Below are 19,143 nucleotides of genomic sequence, written 5' to 3'. Positions count from 1 at the left end.
TTATTGCTCAATTTTGGCTTAGGTTTTGTTGGTAAACTGCGATTTGTTGCTGTATCACTGACACGGACTTGGCCCATGCGTTTGCATCAATAGCTGCAGCGGTTTGTCTTGCCGCACGAATGGAGTCAAAAACGCCATAAGTAACGACTAACCAGTCAGCGTTATTGCGTTTAATCTTGTAGATTCTTGTGAGTTCTGGATCGAGTGATTTACTGGTTAAATACTGCTCTAACGTTGACTCTGTGCTAACTGCTGTCAATTGTAAGACGTATTTGTCACTTGGCAAAGCCAAAAGGGACTGATTGTCTATTAAATATCCGGCGACTGTTAACGTAGAGTTGCCTTTTACCGCTGTAGATTTATTGTCTTCATCAGTCAGCTCAGCCTTTGTGCTCTGTGTTTCGTTGACCGAATCACTATTATCACTTGCTGAGTTGATAGACCCATCATCGTTTGCACCAGTGTCCGATGAAGGATTGTCTTTCGCAGTGACCAACGGATCGTCAAACGCTTTTTTTTCTATTTTTTCTAATTCGTTTCCAGAAATAACGACCTGTTTGTCATTAATTTCATCTGTTTCTTCAAAAACAGGTGTCGCAGCCTCGACCGGTTCTGAGTTAATACGGGTTGCTTGTTGCTGCTCAACCTGGGCCTGAACAATCACTTCGAAAATGTCTTCTGCAGTAGCTACCGCTACTCGCTTAGGTGTAATTTGAGCCTGAACCTCATCGGTTGACCACTTTTTCGCGGTTATTCCTGAGTTTTGAGACTCATCAGTCGAAGCGGTTAGCAACTCCTTAATCGTCGCTGGAGCGTTTGTTGTATCAGTATAAGCAACTCGATAAAAGTACAACCCAAGCGCAAATAAAAGACTCGCAACGACGACGACGGCCACCCACAATTTGATATTCAATGGCGACGCGTTTGAGAGCTTGAGTGCATCTTTTTGATCAAATGCTAAGAGCTGAATAGGATTACCGTTTGCGGACTCTATCCAACGTTTGATTTTGGGATTACTAGGACTAGGAAGGTTTTCAAAGTACCGCGTTAAAAGCTGATAGCTCTCGTTGTAATCAAGACTTGGAATGGTGTAGTGACTAATTAATGCAGAGTCTATAGAACCTAATGTTTTAGATTGTGTTTGATCATACGTAATTAGGGCAACCATATGATGGCCCCGCTTTTTGAGCTCTGCTACAACTTGAAGAATCTCACCAATGATTTGTCCTGGCAGAAAATGACCATTATCGATTGCCAACATCAACGGGACTTGATGGTTAAACTCTAAAAACGTCGTTAATAATGGCTTTTCGGGATCGAATAAAACATTACCAAATAGCTGTTCAATAACACGACTACGGATCTGAATTTCATTGAGTGCTGATGTCGCTGTTAAGTAACACTTATTCGCGTTGGGTAAACTTGTGGTTAACAGCTCTTCAAGTACGGTCGTTTTGCCAATGCCACTTGGGCCTTCAATAGCAATGAGACAAGACTCACTCGTTTGCGCTACGAGCGTTTCAATGAATTTTAAGCGAGAGCTAGGTATAAAAAAACCGTTATTAACTGTCACAGTCATTTAAAGTATTTTCGTTAGTTCTTGTTCAGTTACGTCTGACACCAGTATCGCTTGACCGATGCTTTTGGGCAATATAAATCTGATCGTACTAGCCAATACTTTTTTATCTTTTTTCATGTGTCTAAGGTAATCTTGTAATGACATTGAGTCAGGACCTTCGACAGGTAAATCGAATGCTTTAAGTAAATTAACAATTCGGTCAACCGCTTCTTGCTCTAGCCAACCTCTCGATTGTGCGAGTTTAGCCGCTAGCACCATTCCAACTGCTACCGCTTCACCATGTAACCATTCACCGTAGCCTTGCTCAGCCTCAATTGCATGACCAAAAGTGTGGCCTAAATTAAGCAACGCACGAACGCCTTGTTCTTTTTCATCTTGGCTAACAATATCGGCTTTATTTTGGCAGCACCGCTCGATAACAAATGAGATAACCGTAGGGTCTAGCTCACAAATGGCCTGTTGATTTTGCTCAAGATAATCAAACAATTCCGCATCACCTAAAATGCCATATTTGATAACTTCCGCCATTCCCGCTGCGAACTCTCTTTTCGGAAGTGAATGTAAAGAGTGAATATCGATCAGCACCGCTTGAGGTTGATAGAAAGCGCCAATCATGTTTTTGCCGAGGGGATGATTTACCGCTGTTTTACCGCCAACTGATGAGTCAACTTGAGACAATAACGTGGTTGGCATTTGAATGAAGTTGACACCGCGCATAAATGTTGCCGCAACAAAACCGCAAATATCACCGACTACTCCGCCCCCCAAAGCAATCAAGGTTACATCTCGTGCTGCACCGCTTTGCAGCAAATGGGTCATAATCGATTGGTAAGTATCAAGTGTCTTATACTGCTCGCCATCGTTAATTTCGAAAAAGTCGAGCTCGAAATTCTCTGCCAGCGCTCGCTCTATTGAAGCTTTAAATAATGGTAAAACGGTCGAATTACTTATAACCGTTACTCGGCGGCCCGAAATATGAGGTGATAACAAAGACGATAAAGATTTATCGCCTTGCTCAATATAGATGGGGTAGCTGTGTTCACCCAAGTTAACTTGAAGGCTTTTCATACACAGCTCCTTGTCTTTAAAAGTCTAATTTACTAATGATCTCGTTGGCAACAACACGGGCACTTTGTTCGTCAGTCTTAACAACAATGTCAGCGACTTCTTCATAAAGTGGGTTGCGCTCTTCAGCTAAACGAACCAATACGTCGCGCGCTGGCTCTTCAGTTTGAAGCAGTGGACGACGCTTATCACGTTGAGTACGTGCAACTTGCTTTTCGATAGGCGTTTCGAGATAAACGACGATACCGCGAGCAGACAAGCGGTTGCGAATTTCTTTACTCACTACCGAGCCACCACCCGTTGCCAGAACAATACCTTGTTTTTCAGTAAGGTCGGTGATTACCGTTTCTTCGCGCTTACGAAACCCGTCTTCACCTTCGATATCAAATACCCAAGCAATGTCCGCACCGGTGCGACGTTCAATTTCCTGATCCGAGTCGACGAATTGTAAATGCAGCTGATCAGCAAGGTGTCTGCCAATAGTACTTTTACCTGCGCCCATAGGACCTACTAAGAAGATGTTACGTTTTTCAGCCATATTACCTAATTCAAATACAATTTAGTGTTAACAACAAGCCCAGACACAAAGATTCGCGCCCAAAAAATAAGGCGCGAATTATCGCAAAAAAACTAGATAAAATGCAAGAAAAGGTTGCTAGTCAGTCAATATTAAAGCGAATCAGCGACAATTTTTGGTGTTACAAAAATTAATAACTCACGCTTTTCATTGAATGATGTATCCGTTCTAAATACACGACCGATAAATGGTAGGTCGCCTAATAATGGAACTTTACTAACACTATTAATAACTTGCTGCTGGTAAATACCACCTAAAACAATGGTTTCACCGTTTCTTGCTGTGACTTGTGTTTTTAGTTGTTGCGTATCGATAGCGACTGCTGGTCCAGTTGGTGTTGATACGGTATCACCACGAGAGTTTTGAGTAATGTTCAAATCAAGGATAACGCTGTTATCTGGTGTGATTTGTGGAGTAACCTCCAAACTCAAAACCGCCTTCTTAAATGAAACAGACGTTGCACCACTACTCGCTGCTTGAACATAAGGTATTTCAGTACCTTGTTCTATACTAGACGTTTGTTGGTTTGATGCCGTAATTCTTGGTGTCGCAACGATTTCGCCTTTGTTTTCACGTTCAAGAGCGGATAGCTCCAAATCAAGTAGTGTTCCGTCTGCCAAACGTGCAATCTGTACGGCGATACTACCTGCTGGACTTGCTACTGGTAAGTTAACGTTAAGGCGTGGACCAGCATCAGAACCAATATTACCAAGACGTATGTCACTCGCTCCCGCCAATGAACCTGAGACGCCAGTTTGGTCGCTACCAGATGTCGTATTATCCGACACGCCCCAGCGGATACCAAGTTGCTCATCAATATTGTCTCTAATTGTTACCATACGCGCTTCAATTAGTACTTGTTTGATAGGGATATCTAACGTCTCTACTGCTTTCTTAACAGTCTCTATACCGCTTGGAGTGTCTTTAACAAGTAAGGTGTTTGTACGTTCATCTACCGACACCTGACCACGAGGTGTCAAAATTGAAGTACCTTCTGACTTCAACAATGCAGCGATTTCTGACGCTTTAGCATAGTTTATCTGAATGAATTCTGATACTAAGACTTCGAACTCTTCGACTTTCTTTTTCGCCTCCAATTCACGAGCTTCACGCGCGGCTAGCTCATCAGACGGAGCAACAAGTAGTACATTGCCTTCCATTCGCTTATCTAGGCCTTTCGTACGCAATACGATCTCTAGCGCTTGATCCCAAGGAACGCCATTTAATCGCAATGTAAGCGTGCCGGTAACCGTATCTGACACCACCAGGTTAAAGCCGTTTAGGTCAGCGATAATCTGCAGAACTGTACGAATAGGTAAGTCTTGGAAGTTAAGTGAAATAGGCTGGCCTTGGTACTCAGTACCACCGGCTAATACACCTTGCTCTTCAGGTGCTTTATTTACAGTTAGAGTGAAAATATTGTCCAACTGTTGGAAGTCATACTCAAACTCGCCCTCAATATCTACGACAAGTTGAGAAGCCGTCGCCGTTTTAAACGTTTCTAAGCCTGTAACAACTGTACCAAAATCGGTAACGTCCATTTTATATAGTAGGTCGTCAAGAATGTCGGTATTGTGGAATTGAATAAAAATCTGGTTGTCTTTTGACGTAACATCTACAGCTGCCATGTTATCGCGCAAGAATACGAGCACACGACCTTCAATTGCTTTATTGACCTCGTCACCACGTCTAAAGTCAAGCGCTTGAATACGGTTTATCAAATCTACGTTTACATCTTGTTGAGCGGTACTTGGTTCGATACTTGGGTTATCAGAAACACGAATATAAAACTTGTTGCCCTCGACGCGGCTTTTGTAAAGCTTTAACTGGTCTAATAAGACAGTAACCAAAACACCTTTGTCACGGTGTTTTGTCTCAACGTTTAATACGCCTTCTTTGTTAATTAAAACTTTGCTGAGGCTTTCTTCAAAGTCCGTTTCTTCAAAATACAACTCAATACGGGATGGCTCATTGAAGACTTGAATGCTCGGGTCCGAATATAAACTCTCATCAAATACAAACTCTAGCTCGGTTTCGCCTTTAACGATCGGGGTATATCTGACGTCATACAGTAAGGGGACTGACACAGCAGAAAATGTCATTAATAGCGCAAAGCATGCCGTCAAAAATCTATAAAACATAACGTTACTTTTCATTGTATTTTGCAATCCATATTCTTATTAGTTTTATTCATCAGTCGCACTGTCAGCGAGTTTAACAGTTGCTTCTCTTTCTTTATAACAGCCTGCCCCATCAGGAATTAGTTCGACAACAGTTACCTTGTTGTCTGTCACTGAGGTAATACGACCGTGATACAAGCCAACGTAGTTCCCTTCCGTGACTCGATGTAAAGAGCTATCTGACGCTTGGATTAAAGCCCAAACTTCTTCATTTGTACCTAGAGTACCCCTCATACTCAAATTGTCCAATGCAAATTTTTCCAAAGGCTCTTTTCGACGCCTTGGATCTGGGGCCAAACAGTTTTGCGCTGGCTCATAAGTTTCTTGAATCACTTCTGGAGACGGCAAATCAAAGGGGCTTCGCGGCGCCGTCATAGTATATTCAATATGTTCAAATTCGTTAACAGCTGGAATCGGCTCTATTTTGACTGGTGTACCCGATTTAACTTGATTCATATACTGCTGCAAGTCAGAGACATCATCATAACATCCAGTTAACAGTACCGTCATAGCTAAAATTAAAGGAAAGCGCATTAGTTTGCTCCCTCCTTATAACGGTAAGTCTTAGCTACAACGTTCAGACGTAAGCGATTGCCAACATCTTCAGTAATAACAAAGTCATGCAAAGTAACAATCCTCGGTAAGGCAGCTACTTGGCTAACAAATTGACCAAACTCATGGTAGTCACCAAGAACTTCAATTTGAATTGGTAGTTCTGTGTAGAACTGTTTTTCGACTTCTGGCAACCAGTTAATCTTGATAAAGGTCAAACCCGAGGTCGTGCCCACATAAGTAATATCGTCCAATAGACCTGGCGTTTCGTGTGAAGTAGGTAGTCGCTTGAGTAATAGAGAGAACTTCTCTTCCATATCTTGCATTTGTTTTTTGTAGGAATCGAGGTTGACTGCGGCACCGTACTTAACGCGATAGGTATTTTTTAGTTGTTGTTCCTGAGCAATCGCGGCATCAAGGGCATCTACTTTACTGCTTACCAAAAACATATAGCTGGCAATTGCAACGGCAATTGCAACAAATAGAGCCATCGCAATTTTGGCTGGCTTTGGCCAAGAGCCCATGTTTTCGAAATCGATATCATTAATATCAAATTCGGAAAAGTCGAAGTTTAGTTTTTCTAGATTCACTTAGACTTTCCTCCTTCCGTTTCATTGGGAATGTATTCCTTTACTGCAATTGTCATGGAGAAATCAGATAACAATGCGTCGTCACGATCGGCTGAAATGATAGAGTCTAAATCAGCACCATCTAATAATTCTGAGCGTTCAATTTCACGCATCATGTTCGACAAACGGTTGTTTGACTCACTTTTTCCTTTTATGAGTAAGCCCGTGCCTTTTTTCTCAACCTTAGTTAAGAAAATCCCAGCAGGAACAACACGTGCGACTTCGTTAAAGATTTGCGTACCCATATTTCGACTTTCTTGAAGAAGCTCGATGAGCTCAATACGTTGGTTAAGATCGTCTTTTGTTTTATTTAGGTTACGGATTTCTCGAATGCGCTTATCTAGAATAGAAATTTCGCTGCGCAAATAGTTATTTCTGTACTCTTGCCCTTCTAGACGTTCTGAGTAATACAAATTTAACAAAAATACCAAAAACACGACGATACCGGCAGTGACGCCAAGTATTGCTAAAAACTGTTGCTGTCTCTCTTTCCTTGCCGTTTCTCGCCACGGCATCAAATTTATATATGGCATTCTGAGAAACTCCTTAACGCAAGACCCGTTGCAATCATCAATTGCGGTTGGAACTCCTCGATTTCTTCAGAATCGAGTTCGGCCGCAATTTCTAATTCGGCAAATGGCTTGGCAATAACAGTGTGAATACCAAGTTCATCAATTAATAATCGGTCTAGACCAGAGATAAGTGACGTTCCACCGGATAACACGATGTAATCGACATTGTCTTTTTCACTGGTATTTAAGAACATTTGAATCGAGCGACGGATTTGTTGTAACAAAGCAGTTTGGAAAGGCGCTAAGACTTCAAACGTGTAGTTAGGTGGTAAGTCACCGTTAACTTTAGCACGCTCGGACTCTTCAAAAGAGCGACCATAATAAGACACAATTGAGTTGGTAAACTGCTCGCCACCAAAGACTTGGTCACGGGTATACAAAGAACGTTCGCCATTAACAATGCTCAATAAAGTGATTTGAGCACCTACATCAACAAATGCCACGACTTTTTCCATTGCGTCATCCGGAAGCTGTCCCATACACAATTGCCCAGCTCGACTCAGTGCGTAGCTTTCGACATCGAGTACTTTGGTTTCAAAACCGCCTTCAGCAACGGCATGAGCGCGCGCTTCGATGTTTTCGGTTCTTGCAGCGCTTAATAAGACATCAACTTTTGATGGGTCTGCTTTGTTTACCGCGATTTTTTCGAAGTCCAAACTCACTTCATCAAGAGGATAAGGAATGAGGGTGTCTGCTTCTATTTCGATTTGGCTTTCTAGCTCGGCATCAGAAAGAGAAACATCCATATAAATAACTTTTGTAATAACGCTTGCACCAGAAATGGCGACGGCAGCGTGTTTTACCTGTTTAGGTATACGCTTGCGAATTTTGCTAATGACTCTAGCAACAGCTTCAATATCCTGAATTTCGCTGTCTTTGATCATCCCTTTTGGCATAAGTTCGATAAGCGCTTCTTCAACCCTATATACGCCGTGTTGTTCCGATAACAATACTGCTTTAATAGAATGCGAGCCAATGTCGATCCCAACCATGTAAGGGATACTCTTTGTAAAAAACTTCCTAACTGTATCTACTAACATGTCAAGTCACTGAGCTACCTGTTATTTGTCCTATAAAACCAAGATTAGACTTTTTTTTGATGAATAAAAAGCCTTTTCTCTAATCCTGTTCCGGTTATACTACCTACATTATCCTCATCCACAATTTTTTTCTAGGTTTATTCAATGGGTTGGCTCAAAAAATTAGGGAAGTTAATGATTTTTGGAGTGTTAATGTCATGTTTAGTGGTATTGGCCTTCTATTTCTATGTCAAAGATGACTTGCCGACCGAAGATTCTATTCGAGATGTTCGCTTTCAGATCCCAATGAAGGTATACACATCAGACGGACAGCTTATCTCTCAGTTTGGTGAAAAGCGCCGTAACCCAGTCCTTTATAAAGAGATTCCACAAGAATTAAAAGACGCCATTATTGCAACAGAAGATGCGCGCTTTTATGAGCACTTTGGTATCGACCCTATTGGTATTGTCCGTTCTGCTATGGTAATTATTTCTACCGGCCGTAAAGCACAGGGTGCAAGTACCATTACCATGCAGCTGGCTAGGAACGTTTTTCTTTCGCTTGATAAGCGTTGGATGAGAAAGATAAAAGAAGCCTACATTGCTCTTCATATCGAACAGATCATGACGAAAGAAGAGATCTTGACTTTGTACCTTAACAAGATCCCGTTTGGTAATCGTGCTTACGGTATTGGTGCCGCCGCGCAAGTGTATTATGGTAAAGACATCAGCGAGCTAAACTTACCGCAATTAGCCATGTTAGCTGGTTTACCTAAAGCGCCATCACGCTTTAATCCTATCCGCAACCCTGAAAAAGCCAAATGGCGTCGCAATGTTGTATTAGGTCGAATGCTCGCCGTTGGAGCAATAGATGAAGCGACGTACCAAGAAGCCAAAGCTGCCCCTGTAACTGCTAAATTTCACGGTGCTAAAATTACAGCCCCTGCACCTTACGTTGCAGAGCAAGTTCGTTTAGAAATGATTGAAAAGTTTGGTGAAGAACAAGCCTATACTGCAGGATTCAAAGTTTACACAACGATTGACGCAGATGCCCAAGCTGCCGCTAGAAGAGCGGTTCGAGAAAACTTACACGCATATGACGAGCGTCATGGTTATCGCGGCCCGAGTCGTTATTTATGGGATGTCAGTAAAGCAGACGCAACTCAAACAGATTCTCTAAGCTGGGATATGGAAAAAATAGAACAGTATTTAAGAAAGTTTAGAGATTATGGAGACCTGACGCCTGCTGTGGTCACCAATGTCACAGAACAAAGCATTTATGTTCAAATCAAAGGCAAAAAGTTCGATGTAATTCATTGGGACGGACTGCTTTGGGCTCGACCATACATTAATGATTCAAAACAAGGTGACGCCCCTAAAGTTGCTTCGGACATTTTAAAAGAAGGCGCATTTGTCTGGCTAAAACCAACTAAAGATGGCGGTTACAAGTTATCACAGAGGCCAACGGTGAGTGGTTCTCTCGTTGCCCTTAACCCTCAAAATGGAGATATACTGGCGTTGGTTGGCGGCTATGACTTTGCGTATAACCAGTACAATCGTGTCATTCAAGCAGAGCGCCAGATTGGTTCTAACGTAAAACCCTTTGTCTATTCAGGCGCGTTAGAGGAAGGCATGACGTTAGCAACGTTAATAAACGACGCCCCAATCACAAAATGGGAACGCAACTCTGTTTGGCGTCCTAAAAACTCACCTGAAAAATACAACGGCCCAACTCGTGTAAGAAGAGGTTTAGCTGAGTCTAAAAACGTCATGGCAGTAAGAGTAATGCGTACGTTAGGCGTTGATAAAACTATCGACTTTTTGACTCGATTTGGTTTTGATAAAGATGATTTGCCAGCCAATGAGTCGCTATCCCTTGGTTCAGCTGCTCTGACTCCGCTTTCAGTTGCAAGAGGCATGGGTACCTTTGCTAATGGTGGCTTTTTGGTCGACACTCAATTAATCGACCGTGTCGAAACACCTGCTGGAGAAGTGGTTTTTCAAACGACTCGTTTAGTGGCAAATTTAGAGCAGAAAGAGCAATCAACTGAAAGATTGGCGACAATGAACACTCAAGAATCCGACGCAGTTTCTTTTGAGCTTCCAGCGCCTCGGGTGATCAGTGAACAAAATGCCTTTTTGGTCACTGATGCCATGAATAGTACAATTTGGGGTGGTGGTAACTGGAGTAAAGGAAATGGTTGGTTAGGCACTGCATGGCGTGCCCGTGAGTTAAAACGTCGTGATTTTAGCGGTAAAACGGGTACCACTAACCAATCAGTTGATACTTGGTTTACGGGTTTCAATGCACATGTTGTGGCAACATCTTGGGTTGGCTTTGATGCACCTGGCAGACCACTCGGCCGTACGTCAAAACATCCTGATATTCCACGTAGTGAACAGGAAGTTGGCGCTGAAGCTGGTGCTTTAACCGCATTGCCAGCATGGATTAGATTTATGCAGGACTATAAAGATAAGGTACCTGAAGTCTATCGAGAGATCCCAGAAGGCATTATATCCGTTAGAATCGATAGAAAAACAGGTTTGTTATCTCGAAAAAATGATTACACCACTAGGTTCGAATACTTTATAAAAGGTACTGAACCAACAAAATATGCCGATGAGTTTGATCCTCAAACTATCGATGAAGAAAAAGATATGATTGAAGAAGAGGAAGGTTTATTTTAATGGTTAAGTTCTTTTTTATAATCCCGTTGTTACTTAGTCTAATTTGGTGGCAATACCTGAGAATCAATGGTTGGACGCTTGAACAAGGCAAGCGTGGTTTTTATTACATCATTGCGTTTTCTGTCGCTATCGCCATTTTCTTTGGACTAATGTACGGGCTTAACCACTACTTGAATTAAAGCGAGAGGCCAATGCAGGCTATCTCGCTTTTTTCGTTTTACATCTTTGGTTAGCACATTTTCAATTAGTACTAACCAAAGTCTCAAGAGCTCAATGAAAACCGAGCTTAATACGTCCCATCAAAAACGGGTTTGTTTGCTTCTCTTGCCGACCGCTTAGCTCTCACTTTAGTTCTGACTCGTTCACCTAAGGCTAACAAACAAGGCGTAAGAACCAAGGTTAATAATGTCGCAAATGCTAAACCACCCGCAACCGCGATTGATAGCTGTGACCACCACTGTGTTGAAGGACCACCAAACTCCATCACGCGGTTCATCAAATCAATATTAACCTCGAGTACCATTGGCATAAGACCGAGAATAGTCGTCACCGTCGTTAACATTACTGGGCGTAAACGCTGAGCTCCCGTTCTCAAAATAGCCTCAGTGACTTTCATACCTTCGCGGCGTAAAACATTATAGGTATCAATCAATACAATGTTGTTGTTCACCACGATGCCGGCCAATGAAATAACCCCAATACCTGACATAACAATACCAAATGGTTTTTGCACAATTAACAAGCCAAGGAAAACCCCGACGGTTGAGAACACAACGGCACTTAAGATCAAACTAGCTTGATAGAAACTGTTAAATTGGCTAACCAAAATAATCGCCATAACGAACAAAGCAACTAAGAAGGCATTTTGTAAGAAGGCTTGTGACTCTTCTTGGTCTTCATTTTCGCCACGCACTTTAATGGAAATTGTGTCACTTAAGCCAAGCTCTGGTAGCTTCTCTTTTAGTAACGGAAGTTGTTGTGATAGAAGCACACCAGGTACCATATCAGCGGCTATTTGCACGACACGGCGACCATCAACACGACGAATAACATCGACTTTAGGCACGGCTTTTTGCTCGACAAAGTTACTCACTGGCACCATGCCTGATGCTGTTTTGACTCTGACGTTTTGCAACTCACCAATATCGCGTTTGTTTTCTGGATAACGAACACGAATATCTAATTCATCATCAACATCATCGGGGCGGTATTCACCGATTTTTAAACCGTTGGTGACCATTGAAATAGAACTACCAACTAAAGTAGCGTCAGCGCCAAAACGAGCCGCATCACTGCGATCAATTAGTAATTGCCATTCGATACCGTCTTTATTGGCAGTATCAGAAATGTTAGTGAACTTACCTGTTTCTTCTAGCGTTTCACGAATCACGCGAACTGCATCCGTTAATTCATCCGGGAAACGAGAGCTCAGCTCTAACACTAAGGCTTTACCGCCACCTGGGCTGTTGTCGTCTTTTCTAACTTCAATTTCGACACCCGCGATATCATTAGTCAATGCATAAACATCTTCAATGATTTCATCGGCTTTACGGCGCACTTGCCAATCGATTAGGTTCATTCTCATGTAACCAACGCGATCACTGCCACCGGTTCGGGCGTACAAGGTCTCGATTTCATCAAGAGTCACTAAGTGCTTCTCGATAGTTTGCATGATTTTGTCTTTTTCATGAATCGACAAGTCACCATGAGAACGAACCGTGATACTTGCACCAACAGGTTCTACATTTGGGAAAAATTCAACGCCCAGACCACTAGCGCCAAAACCCATAAATACAGTGATGGCGATTACAATAGATGCCAACAAGCTTTTAAGCGGGTTTTTGATGGCAACTTCTAAAAAGCGAACGTACTTACCCGTAAACCCTTGTAAGCTCCTAATATCACCCTCTTCCGCTTGAATAAGCTGAGCTTTGGTTTCCTTAGAAACGGGACGAACTTTACCGATTAAAGTACCAAGTGACGGAACAAAGATCAGTGCCATCACCAAAGATGCAGTCAGTACGGCAATTAGAGTAATAGGTAAATACTTCATAAATTCACCCATCATGCCTGGCCAGAAAATGAGTGGTGCAAAGGCCGCTAACGTTGTCGCTGTTGAGGCGATGATTGGCCATGCCATGCGTTTTGACGCCAAGCGATACGCTTCTTTTCTCGGCTTGCCTTCACTCATCATTCGATCGGCAAATTCGGTGACAACGATAGCGCCATCAACCAACATACCTACAGCCATAATGAGTGAAAACAGAACAACCATGTTCACGGTCATGCCCATTAAACTAATGACCAAGATACCCGTTAAGAACGAACCTGGAATCGCGATCCCAACTAATGCGGCCGAGCGGAAACCAAGTGCCGCTATAACCACGATGACGACCAGTAATACCGCAGACAAAACGTTGTTTTGAAGGTCAGTCAGCATTTGTTTTACGTCTTTGGACTGATCGCCTGTATAAGTCACGATGATGTGATCCGGCCAAATACTTTTGCCTTGTTCAACAATTTCTTTGACCTGTTCAATGGTCTCAATGATGTTTTCACCAGGGCGCTTTTTAACTTCAAGTGAAACGGCTGGATTGGTACTCAAACGGGCAAAGCTGTTTGGATCTTTATAAGAACGTCTTACTGAGGCCACATCACCAAAGGTAATGACCCGACCATCTACCACCTTAATTGGTTGCTCGTATACGTCTTTAACGGTTTCATAAACGGAAGGGACTTTAACCGCAAAACGACCTGCACCAGTATCGAGAGTACCTGCTGCGACCAGCCTGTTATTGCGTTGTAATAGGTTAAGAATGTCGTTTTGATCAAGACCGTAGCTTTCCATTAGTAGTGGATCTACAATGATCTCAACGATGTCTTCTCTGTCGCCGCCCACTTCAACTTCAAGAACTTCGCTTAGGCCTTCAATTTCATCTTTGAGTCTTCGAGCGACCGTAACCAAACCGCGCTCAGGCACTGGGCCTGACAGAACTACTGTGATAACAGGTTGCTCGTCGGCCATACTGACTTGTTTTATAACTGGCTCTTCTGATTCAGCTGGTAATTTAGCCTTTGCGATGGTGACCTTGTCACGTACATCCGCAAGGGCATCTTTTGGGTCAAATCCAGCGACAAACTCAAGCTGTACCGAACCGTGACCTTCACTGGCCGTAGAAGTCATTTCCTTTACGCCTTCTAGCGCTCGTAGCTCAAGCTCCATCGGCCTAATTAACATACGCTCCGCATCTTCCGGTGAAATACCATCGTGAACGATTGAAACGTAAATGATTGGAATGGTGATATCTGGATTCGACTCTTTAGGAATGTTGTTATAAGTCACCGCACCCGAAATGAGTAATAGGATAAAAATCAATAAGACAGTACGTGTTCTGTCTAAGGCAGCGTCAATAATTCCCCTCATGATTATTGACCTTTATTAACTTGGCTGTTTGACGTCACGGACGCTGTTTCAGTAGAAGACTCCACAAAGGTAGGGTCTACCAAGTCACCCGGACGAACAAAACCCTGGCCGCGAGTAATCACATTTACTTGACCAGAAAAGCCACCAAGCCACACGCCATCTTGCTCTGCTTTAATCAAGTCTATCGGTGTAAAGACAACTCGTTTGTCGACGACGGTTTTTATTCCTAAATTGCCGTCTTTATCTAATGACAATAACGCCGGAGATACTTTAATAGCCTGTTCTTCAGCAAATTTAACGTTTATTTCTGTACTCACGCCCGCTTTCATCTTGCGATTCGGATTGGCTATTTCTATTTCAATTGGAAAGGTATTAGTACCCATTTCTGACATGCTAGCTAAATAGCGAATTTGTCCTTCGACCACTTCACCACTGACCAGTCGTACATCAACTTCTGAGTCTAAACTGACTTGGTCAATGTAATTTTCTGTCACGTAGGCCTTCACGACTAAAGGGGTTAAATCAACGATATTAAATAAGGCTTGGCCCTTGTTGATAAAGCTGCCTACTTCAATTGATTGTGACTCTACAACGCCATCAAATGGCGCAACAATAGTGCTTTTTTCAACTTGATTCTGCCTTAGTGTCACCATAGCTTTTGCTTCAACCATGGCTGCTTTTGCTTGAGCTAATAATGACTCACCTTGTAAACCTTTCGACTGTAGCGACTTTGCACCTTGGTATTCAATCTCTCGTTGCTTTAATAATGCTTTGGCAAAATTGAGTTGGTCCAAACGGTCTTCGATAGCAAGCTTCACCAGAACCTGACCTTTTTTAACGACTTGGCCTTCTTTGACTTCGATAGAGGCAACGCGGCCATCGACTTCTGAGTCCAAGATCAATACTCGGTCTGGTTCAGTTCGACCATATAGTTCAATACTGCGCTGAATAGGTTGGGCACTAAAAACAGATACTTCAACACTAGGCACTTTAACTTCTTGTTTGGTGTCTTGATTTGGCTTTTTAGGTGGTTCGGCGCCCAACATTCCAGAGGCCATCCAACCCACGAGAAGGACGGTAATAATAATGGCTAAAATATAAGGTTTGCGTTCGAGAAGGCCTGGTTTTGCAGAAGACATGAGCATCCTAATTCATTAAAAGGTTTTATCTCAAAGATATTAATAGATTAAGGGAATTAAGCATAGATGACAGGCACAAAAAAGCCGCAAAATGCGGCGTTTTATTTGTAACAATTGGTATAGACGTTTTTAGACGCTGAAGCTTGCACCACAACCGCAAGTCGTTGTTGCATTTGGGTTGTTCACAAAAAAGCGAGAGCCTTCAAGTCCTTCAGTATAATCAACGATACCACCAACTAAATATTGTAAGCTCATCGGGTCGATAACCATAGATACGCCTTGCTTTTCAATGGCCATATCACCTGGGTTGACGTCTTCGTCAAAAGTAAAGCCGTATTGGAAGCCTGAGCAACCGCCACCTGTCACGTAAACACGTAATTTTAGGTTTGGGTTTTCTTCTTCATCAACTAACTGCTTCACCTTAGTCGCGGCGGCATCAGAAAACTGAATTGGTAATTCTGGTGTCTCTGTCGGTTCTGCTGTCGGTGTCACAATGTCAGTCATAAAAAGTACCTCTTAATTTGGGGGCGCGATTATCTAATACCTGACAATTTTAATCAAGTATTACACCCGTACTATAAATCAGGCCAGTCGCGCTTTTCAGTAAAGGCCTTATACGATTGCCACTTAGTTTTGGGTTGAACGACTTTGATTTCAACGTCGGCTGGTACAAAATCTTCTGGCAGCTTAAATTCTCCCTCAAAATATTGGAAATAATGAAAGCTGAAACGCAAATCGTTTTTCTCTAAATTAGCCAATTCGGCCAAGTCCATAGTCGTTCTTTGACCATCTTTAAAACCGATAATAGTTAACTGTAAATAACCTTTGGCATTGCGTTTTTTGCTGTCGGTTTGCACCACTGCAAATTGAAACTTAAAGCGGTTTTGGCCTTTGTCTTGTTCAACCGAAAACTGCTCGATGGCCAAACCGTCTGGCATCAACTCTGGCGCCAACACTTTTTGATAGAAATTAAGCTCTTTTTGTAACTGAAATAGCTCTTCTCGCAACAACACCATTTCTTCTTGAGATTGCTTGGCGGCTTTTTTCTCTACTTCTAGTTCGACTAATAAGTAGTTGTTTTTGCGTACGTGCTGATCTATCTCTTGATACAAGCCGTCCAAACGCTCTTGCTGCTTGAGTAATTGCTGCTCTTGCCATTGGCTCATGTTACCGCCAACTTTGTAGCCAATCGTTGAGGCGGCCGCGAGCAGTGCAACTAATATTATTAAAAACTGAAAACGACCTAATTTTGTTTTTAGACCGTTAAAACTAAGCCACTCATTCATATCGATTATTTTGGTTAAATGTCATTGGTTTATGGTACACTTTCTGACGGTTAATTTAAGATAAGAATCCACTTACATTTGGAACCTTGATGCTATCAGACAGTCTTTATGCCTTGCGTAAACGCTTAGCCATTCCTCAAACAAGTATACAGCTAAGTGTGCTGGGTTTGCTTGGCGGTATTGCCGCGGCATTGTTGATTGTCGTATTTCGATTAGCCATTGAAGGAATCCAAGCTTCCTTTGCCGAAGGTGGCGCTTTAGATAACCTACACAGCTATATAGTCCCTAGTTTACCTATTTTTGCCGCACTTCTCATTGCTATTTTTGCTCACTTTACCGATTACAAACATTATCGCCTTGGTATTCCCTTTGTCTTACACCGAATCAAGGCCCATTACGGCAACATTCCTTTGTGGAATACGGTTAACCAATTTGTAGGCGGAATTTTGGCGTTATCGAGTGGCTTTTCGGTTGGTCGTGAGGGACCATCCGTCCATATTGGTGCTAGTGGCGCGAGTTACTTTGGGCGTTGGCTCAAATTACCACACAATTCGATACGCACCTTGACGGCTTGTGGTATCGCAGCTGGTATTTCCGCTTCTTTCAACACGCCTTTAGCCGCCGTTATTTTTGTTATGGAAGTGGTATTAAGAGAATACAAAATCCATATCTTTATCCCTGTGATGTTAGCCTCCTCAGCAGGTTCATTAATCACTCAAGCCGTGTTTGGCCAACATATCGAATTTGAATACTTAAGCGTCTTTTCGCTGCCTGTTACCCACTATCCGTGGCTGATTATCTTAGGTGTTGTACTTGGCATTAGTGCCTATATCTTTAATACCAATATGATGCGTGTGATTAAAACGTTCCGTTATGTCTCTATGTTCCCACGTCTTATGCTCGCAGGCTGTTTGACCGCATTAGTTGGCTACTTTGTGCCAGAGGCGTTAGGTGATGGTACGAGTGCGATCAACCAGGCGATGACTTCACCAACTAACATAGAATTAATTGTCATTTTGTTAGTCTCAAAACTATTTTTGACTTGGGTCGCGATTGGCCTTGGTGTCCCAGGTGGAATTATTGGACCTGTTTTTGGTTTGGGTGTTTTGATAGGGCTCATTATTGCCAATTTAGTCCGTTTATTAGACCCGAGTATGTTATTTATGGGGACTTATGCGGTATTAGGTATGTCTGGGTTGATGGCAGCGTGTCTTCACGCACCACTTGCTGCTCTGGTTGCAGTAATGGAACTTACTGACACGCCTGCTTCTATTACTCCTGCGATTATTGTTATTGCATGTGCTTACATCACCAGTTCTCAGGGCCTTAAAAACCGTTCTATTTTCTTACAGCAACTCGACTTCCAAGGTTTGATGTATCAAACGCCACCAGCGACAACGGTACTTGAGAAAATCGGTGTGTTGGCCGAAATGGATACCAAGATAAAAGTCATTAACTATTTAACCGAACAAGACGTGCGTTTTCATCTTAATGACAAACGGGAAGATGAGTTTTTAATCGTGGCGATGAAGCATGATTTGGGTGTCGACTACTCGTTGGCCGAGTTTGATACCAGTTACAGTCGCAACAACGACAAGGTAAAATATATTCCTCTACAAACCATTGATACGCAGTCGACTATGGCTCATGTTTGGGAACTGATCAAAGACCAACGTGATGGTGCCACCTTGATCACCAGTACCAGCGGTGAAAAAGTTGTAGGTATCGTTACTTGGGAACAATTAAGAACAATCCTGATGAATAGGAACGCATTGATATGACGATTTTGTGGCTTAAAGCATTTCATGTTTTCTTTATGGTTGCCTGGTTTGCCGGTATTTTCTATTTACCGCGTTTGTTTGTTTATCACGCCGAAAACAATGCATCTTCAAAACAAGAAAGATCAGAAACTGATTTAGCAGACACAGGCCACCCGTTCACAGAAAAAGGGTCTGAGGATGATAACGACAAAATAGCCCACGCCAACAAAGAACATACTTCTGATACTTTAAAAGTCATGGAGCGTCGCCTACTGTATTTTGTTACACCCTTTGCGTTACTGACGTTAGTGTTTGGTGTCTTGTTGATTTGGCAATACGGCAACGCATGGTTTAAGGCTTCTCATTGGCTTCACGCGAAGTTGTTACTGGTTTCAATTTTATATGTTTATCATGGCTACTGTTTTAAGTTACTGGCGGATTTCAAACACAACAGGAATAAACGTTCAGCTCGGTTCTATCGAGTGTTTAATGAAGTGCCGGTGTTAATACTGTTAGCCATCATCATCTTGGCCACGGTAAAACCATTTTAGCTAGCTAAATACAGTAAATATGTACCCGAATTGAAAAGCAGAATTTTTATTAGCCTTTAGGCTTTTTTGAGTATTTTCTATCTTTCTCTTCTCACAGTACTTTCTGTCATTCTTTTCTGTCA

General features: G+C 42.4%; 16 protein-coding genes. 4 read left to right on the top strand and 12 right to left on the bottom strand.

The annotated features are described in order from the left end of the window. Positions 1–7: 7 nt before the first annotated feature. From AC4E96_RS03230 to AC4E96_RS03195, 8 genes are all read right to left on the bottom strand, one after another. Positions 8–1,579: an AAA family ATPase gene (locus AC4E96_RS03230; protein WP_490254892.1), complete on the bottom strand. Its 1,572-nt coding sequence runs from the start codon at positions 1,577–1,579 to the stop codon at positions 8–10. Beyond that, the gene (gene aroB, locus AC4E96_RS03225) at positions 1,580–2,647 is read right to left on the bottom strand and encodes a 3-dehydroquinate synthase (RefSeq protein ID WP_490254891.1); all 1,068 of its coding nucleotides are present in this window, start codon (positions 2,645–2,647) and stop codon (positions 1,580–1,582) included. Positions 2,648–2,663: 16 nt separating this feature from the next. Then, positions 2,664–3,182: a shikimate kinase AroK gene (aroK, locus tag AC4E96_RS03220; RefSeq protein WP_488032888.1), complete on the bottom strand. Its 519-nt coding sequence runs from the start codon at positions 3,180–3,182 to the stop codon at positions 2,664–2,666. Positions 3,183–3,313: 131 nt separating this feature from the next. Further along, entirely contained in the window at positions 3,314–5,362 is a 2,049-nt protein-coding gene (locus AC4E96_RS03215) for a type IV pilus secretin PilQ (RefSeq protein WP_490254890.1), read from the bottom strand. Positions 5,363–5,407: 45 nt separating this feature from the next. Next, positions 5,408–5,935 carry a pilus assembly protein PilP gene (locus AC4E96_RS03210; RefSeq protein WP_488032886.1) on the bottom strand — a complete coding sequence of 176 codons (528 nt, stop codon included), beginning with the start codon at positions 5,933–5,935 and terminating at the stop codon, positions 5,408–5,410. Continuing rightward, on the bottom strand, positions 5,935–6,543 hold the full coding sequence (locus AC4E96_RS03205; RefSeq protein WP_488032885.1) for a type IV pilus inner membrane component PilO: 609 nt from the start codon (positions 6,541–6,543) through the stop codon (positions 5,935–5,937). Before AC4E96_RS03205 ends, AC4E96_RS03210 begins: the two co-directional genes overlap by 1 nt. Continuing rightward, positions 6,540–7,115 (bottom strand): PilN domain-containing protein, encoded by a 576-nt coding sequence (locus AC4E96_RS03200; protein WP_490254889.1) that lies wholly within the window; start codon positions 7,113–7,115, stop codon positions 6,540–6,542. Before AC4E96_RS03200 ends, AC4E96_RS03205 begins: the two co-directional genes overlap by 4 nt. After that, positions 7,103–8,194: a pilus assembly protein PilM gene (locus tag AC4E96_RS03195; protein WP_488032883.1), complete on the bottom strand. Its 1,092-nt coding sequence runs from the start codon at positions 8,192–8,194 to the stop codon at positions 7,103–7,105. Before AC4E96_RS03195 ends, AC4E96_RS03200 begins: the two co-directional genes overlap by 13 nt. Positions 8,195–8,338: 144 nt before the next feature. Between AC4E96_RS03195 and AC4E96_RS03190 the strand changes: the two genes are divergently transcribed. Continuing rightward, positions 8,339–10,861 carry a penicillin-binding protein 1A gene (locus AC4E96_RS03190; protein ID WP_490254888.1) on the top strand — a complete coding sequence of 841 codons (2,523 nt, stop codon included), beginning with the start codon at positions 8,339–8,341 and terminating at the stop codon, positions 10,859–10,861. Beyond that, the gene (locus AC4E96_RS03185; protein ID WP_488032881.1) at positions 10,861–11,040 is read left to right on the top strand and encodes a hypothetical protein; all 180 of its coding nucleotides are present in this window, start codon (positions 10,861–10,863) and stop codon (positions 11,038–11,040) included. The genes AC4E96_RS03190 and AC4E96_RS03185 overlap by 1 nt, the downstream gene beginning before the upstream one ends. 107 nt (positions 11,041–11,147) lie before the next feature. On the opposite strand, the gene AC4E96_RS03180 is transcribed toward AC4E96_RS03185, so the two are convergent. The 4 genes from AC4E96_RS03180 to AC4E96_RS03165 form a co-directional block, all read right to left on the bottom strand. Then, positions 11,148–14,285, bottom strand: coding sequence for an efflux RND transporter permease subunit (locus tag AC4E96_RS03180; RefSeq protein ID WP_490254887.1), 3,138 nt, complete (start codon positions 14,283–14,285; stop codon positions 11,148–11,150). 2 nt (positions 14,286–14,287) lie between these two features. Continuing rightward, a complete protein-coding gene (locus tag AC4E96_RS03175) occupies positions 14,288–15,424 on the bottom strand; it encodes an efflux RND transporter periplasmic adaptor subunit (protein WP_488032879.1) in 1,137 nt (378 codons plus the stop codon). Positions 15,425–15,553: 129 nt separating this feature from the next. Then, complete coding sequence (erpA, locus tag AC4E96_RS03170) at positions 15,554–15,928, bottom strand: iron-sulfur cluster insertion protein ErpA (protein ID WP_488032878.1); 375 nt, start codon at positions 15,926–15,928, stop codon at positions 15,554–15,556. A 71-nt stretch (positions 15,929–15,999) separates the two neighbouring features. Further along, the gene (locus AC4E96_RS03165; protein WP_490254886.1) at positions 16,000–16,710 is read right to left on the bottom strand and encodes a DUF6776 family protein; all 711 of its coding nucleotides are present in this window, start codon (positions 16,708–16,710) and stop codon (positions 16,000–16,002) included. Between the two features lie 89 nt (positions 16,711–16,799). On the opposite strand from AC4E96_RS03165, the gene AC4E96_RS03160 reads away from it, so the two are divergent. Then, entirely contained in the window at positions 16,800–18,491 is a 1,692-nt protein-coding gene (locus AC4E96_RS03160; protein ID WP_488032876.1) for a chloride channel protein, read from the top strand. Continuing rightward, positions 18,488–19,021 (top strand): CopD family protein, encoded by a 534-nt coding sequence (locus AC4E96_RS03155; RefSeq protein WP_488032875.1) that lies wholly within the window; start codon positions 18,488–18,490, stop codon positions 19,019–19,021. Before AC4E96_RS03160 ends, AC4E96_RS03155 begins: the two co-directional genes overlap by 4 nt. Positions 19,022–19,143: the final 122 nt, after the last annotated feature.

This window comes from Psychrosphaera sp. (genome assembly GCF_982872775.1).
The sequence above is the reverse complement of the archived record's forward strand: the minus strand, read 5'-3'. Positions and strand labels throughout refer to the sequence as shown.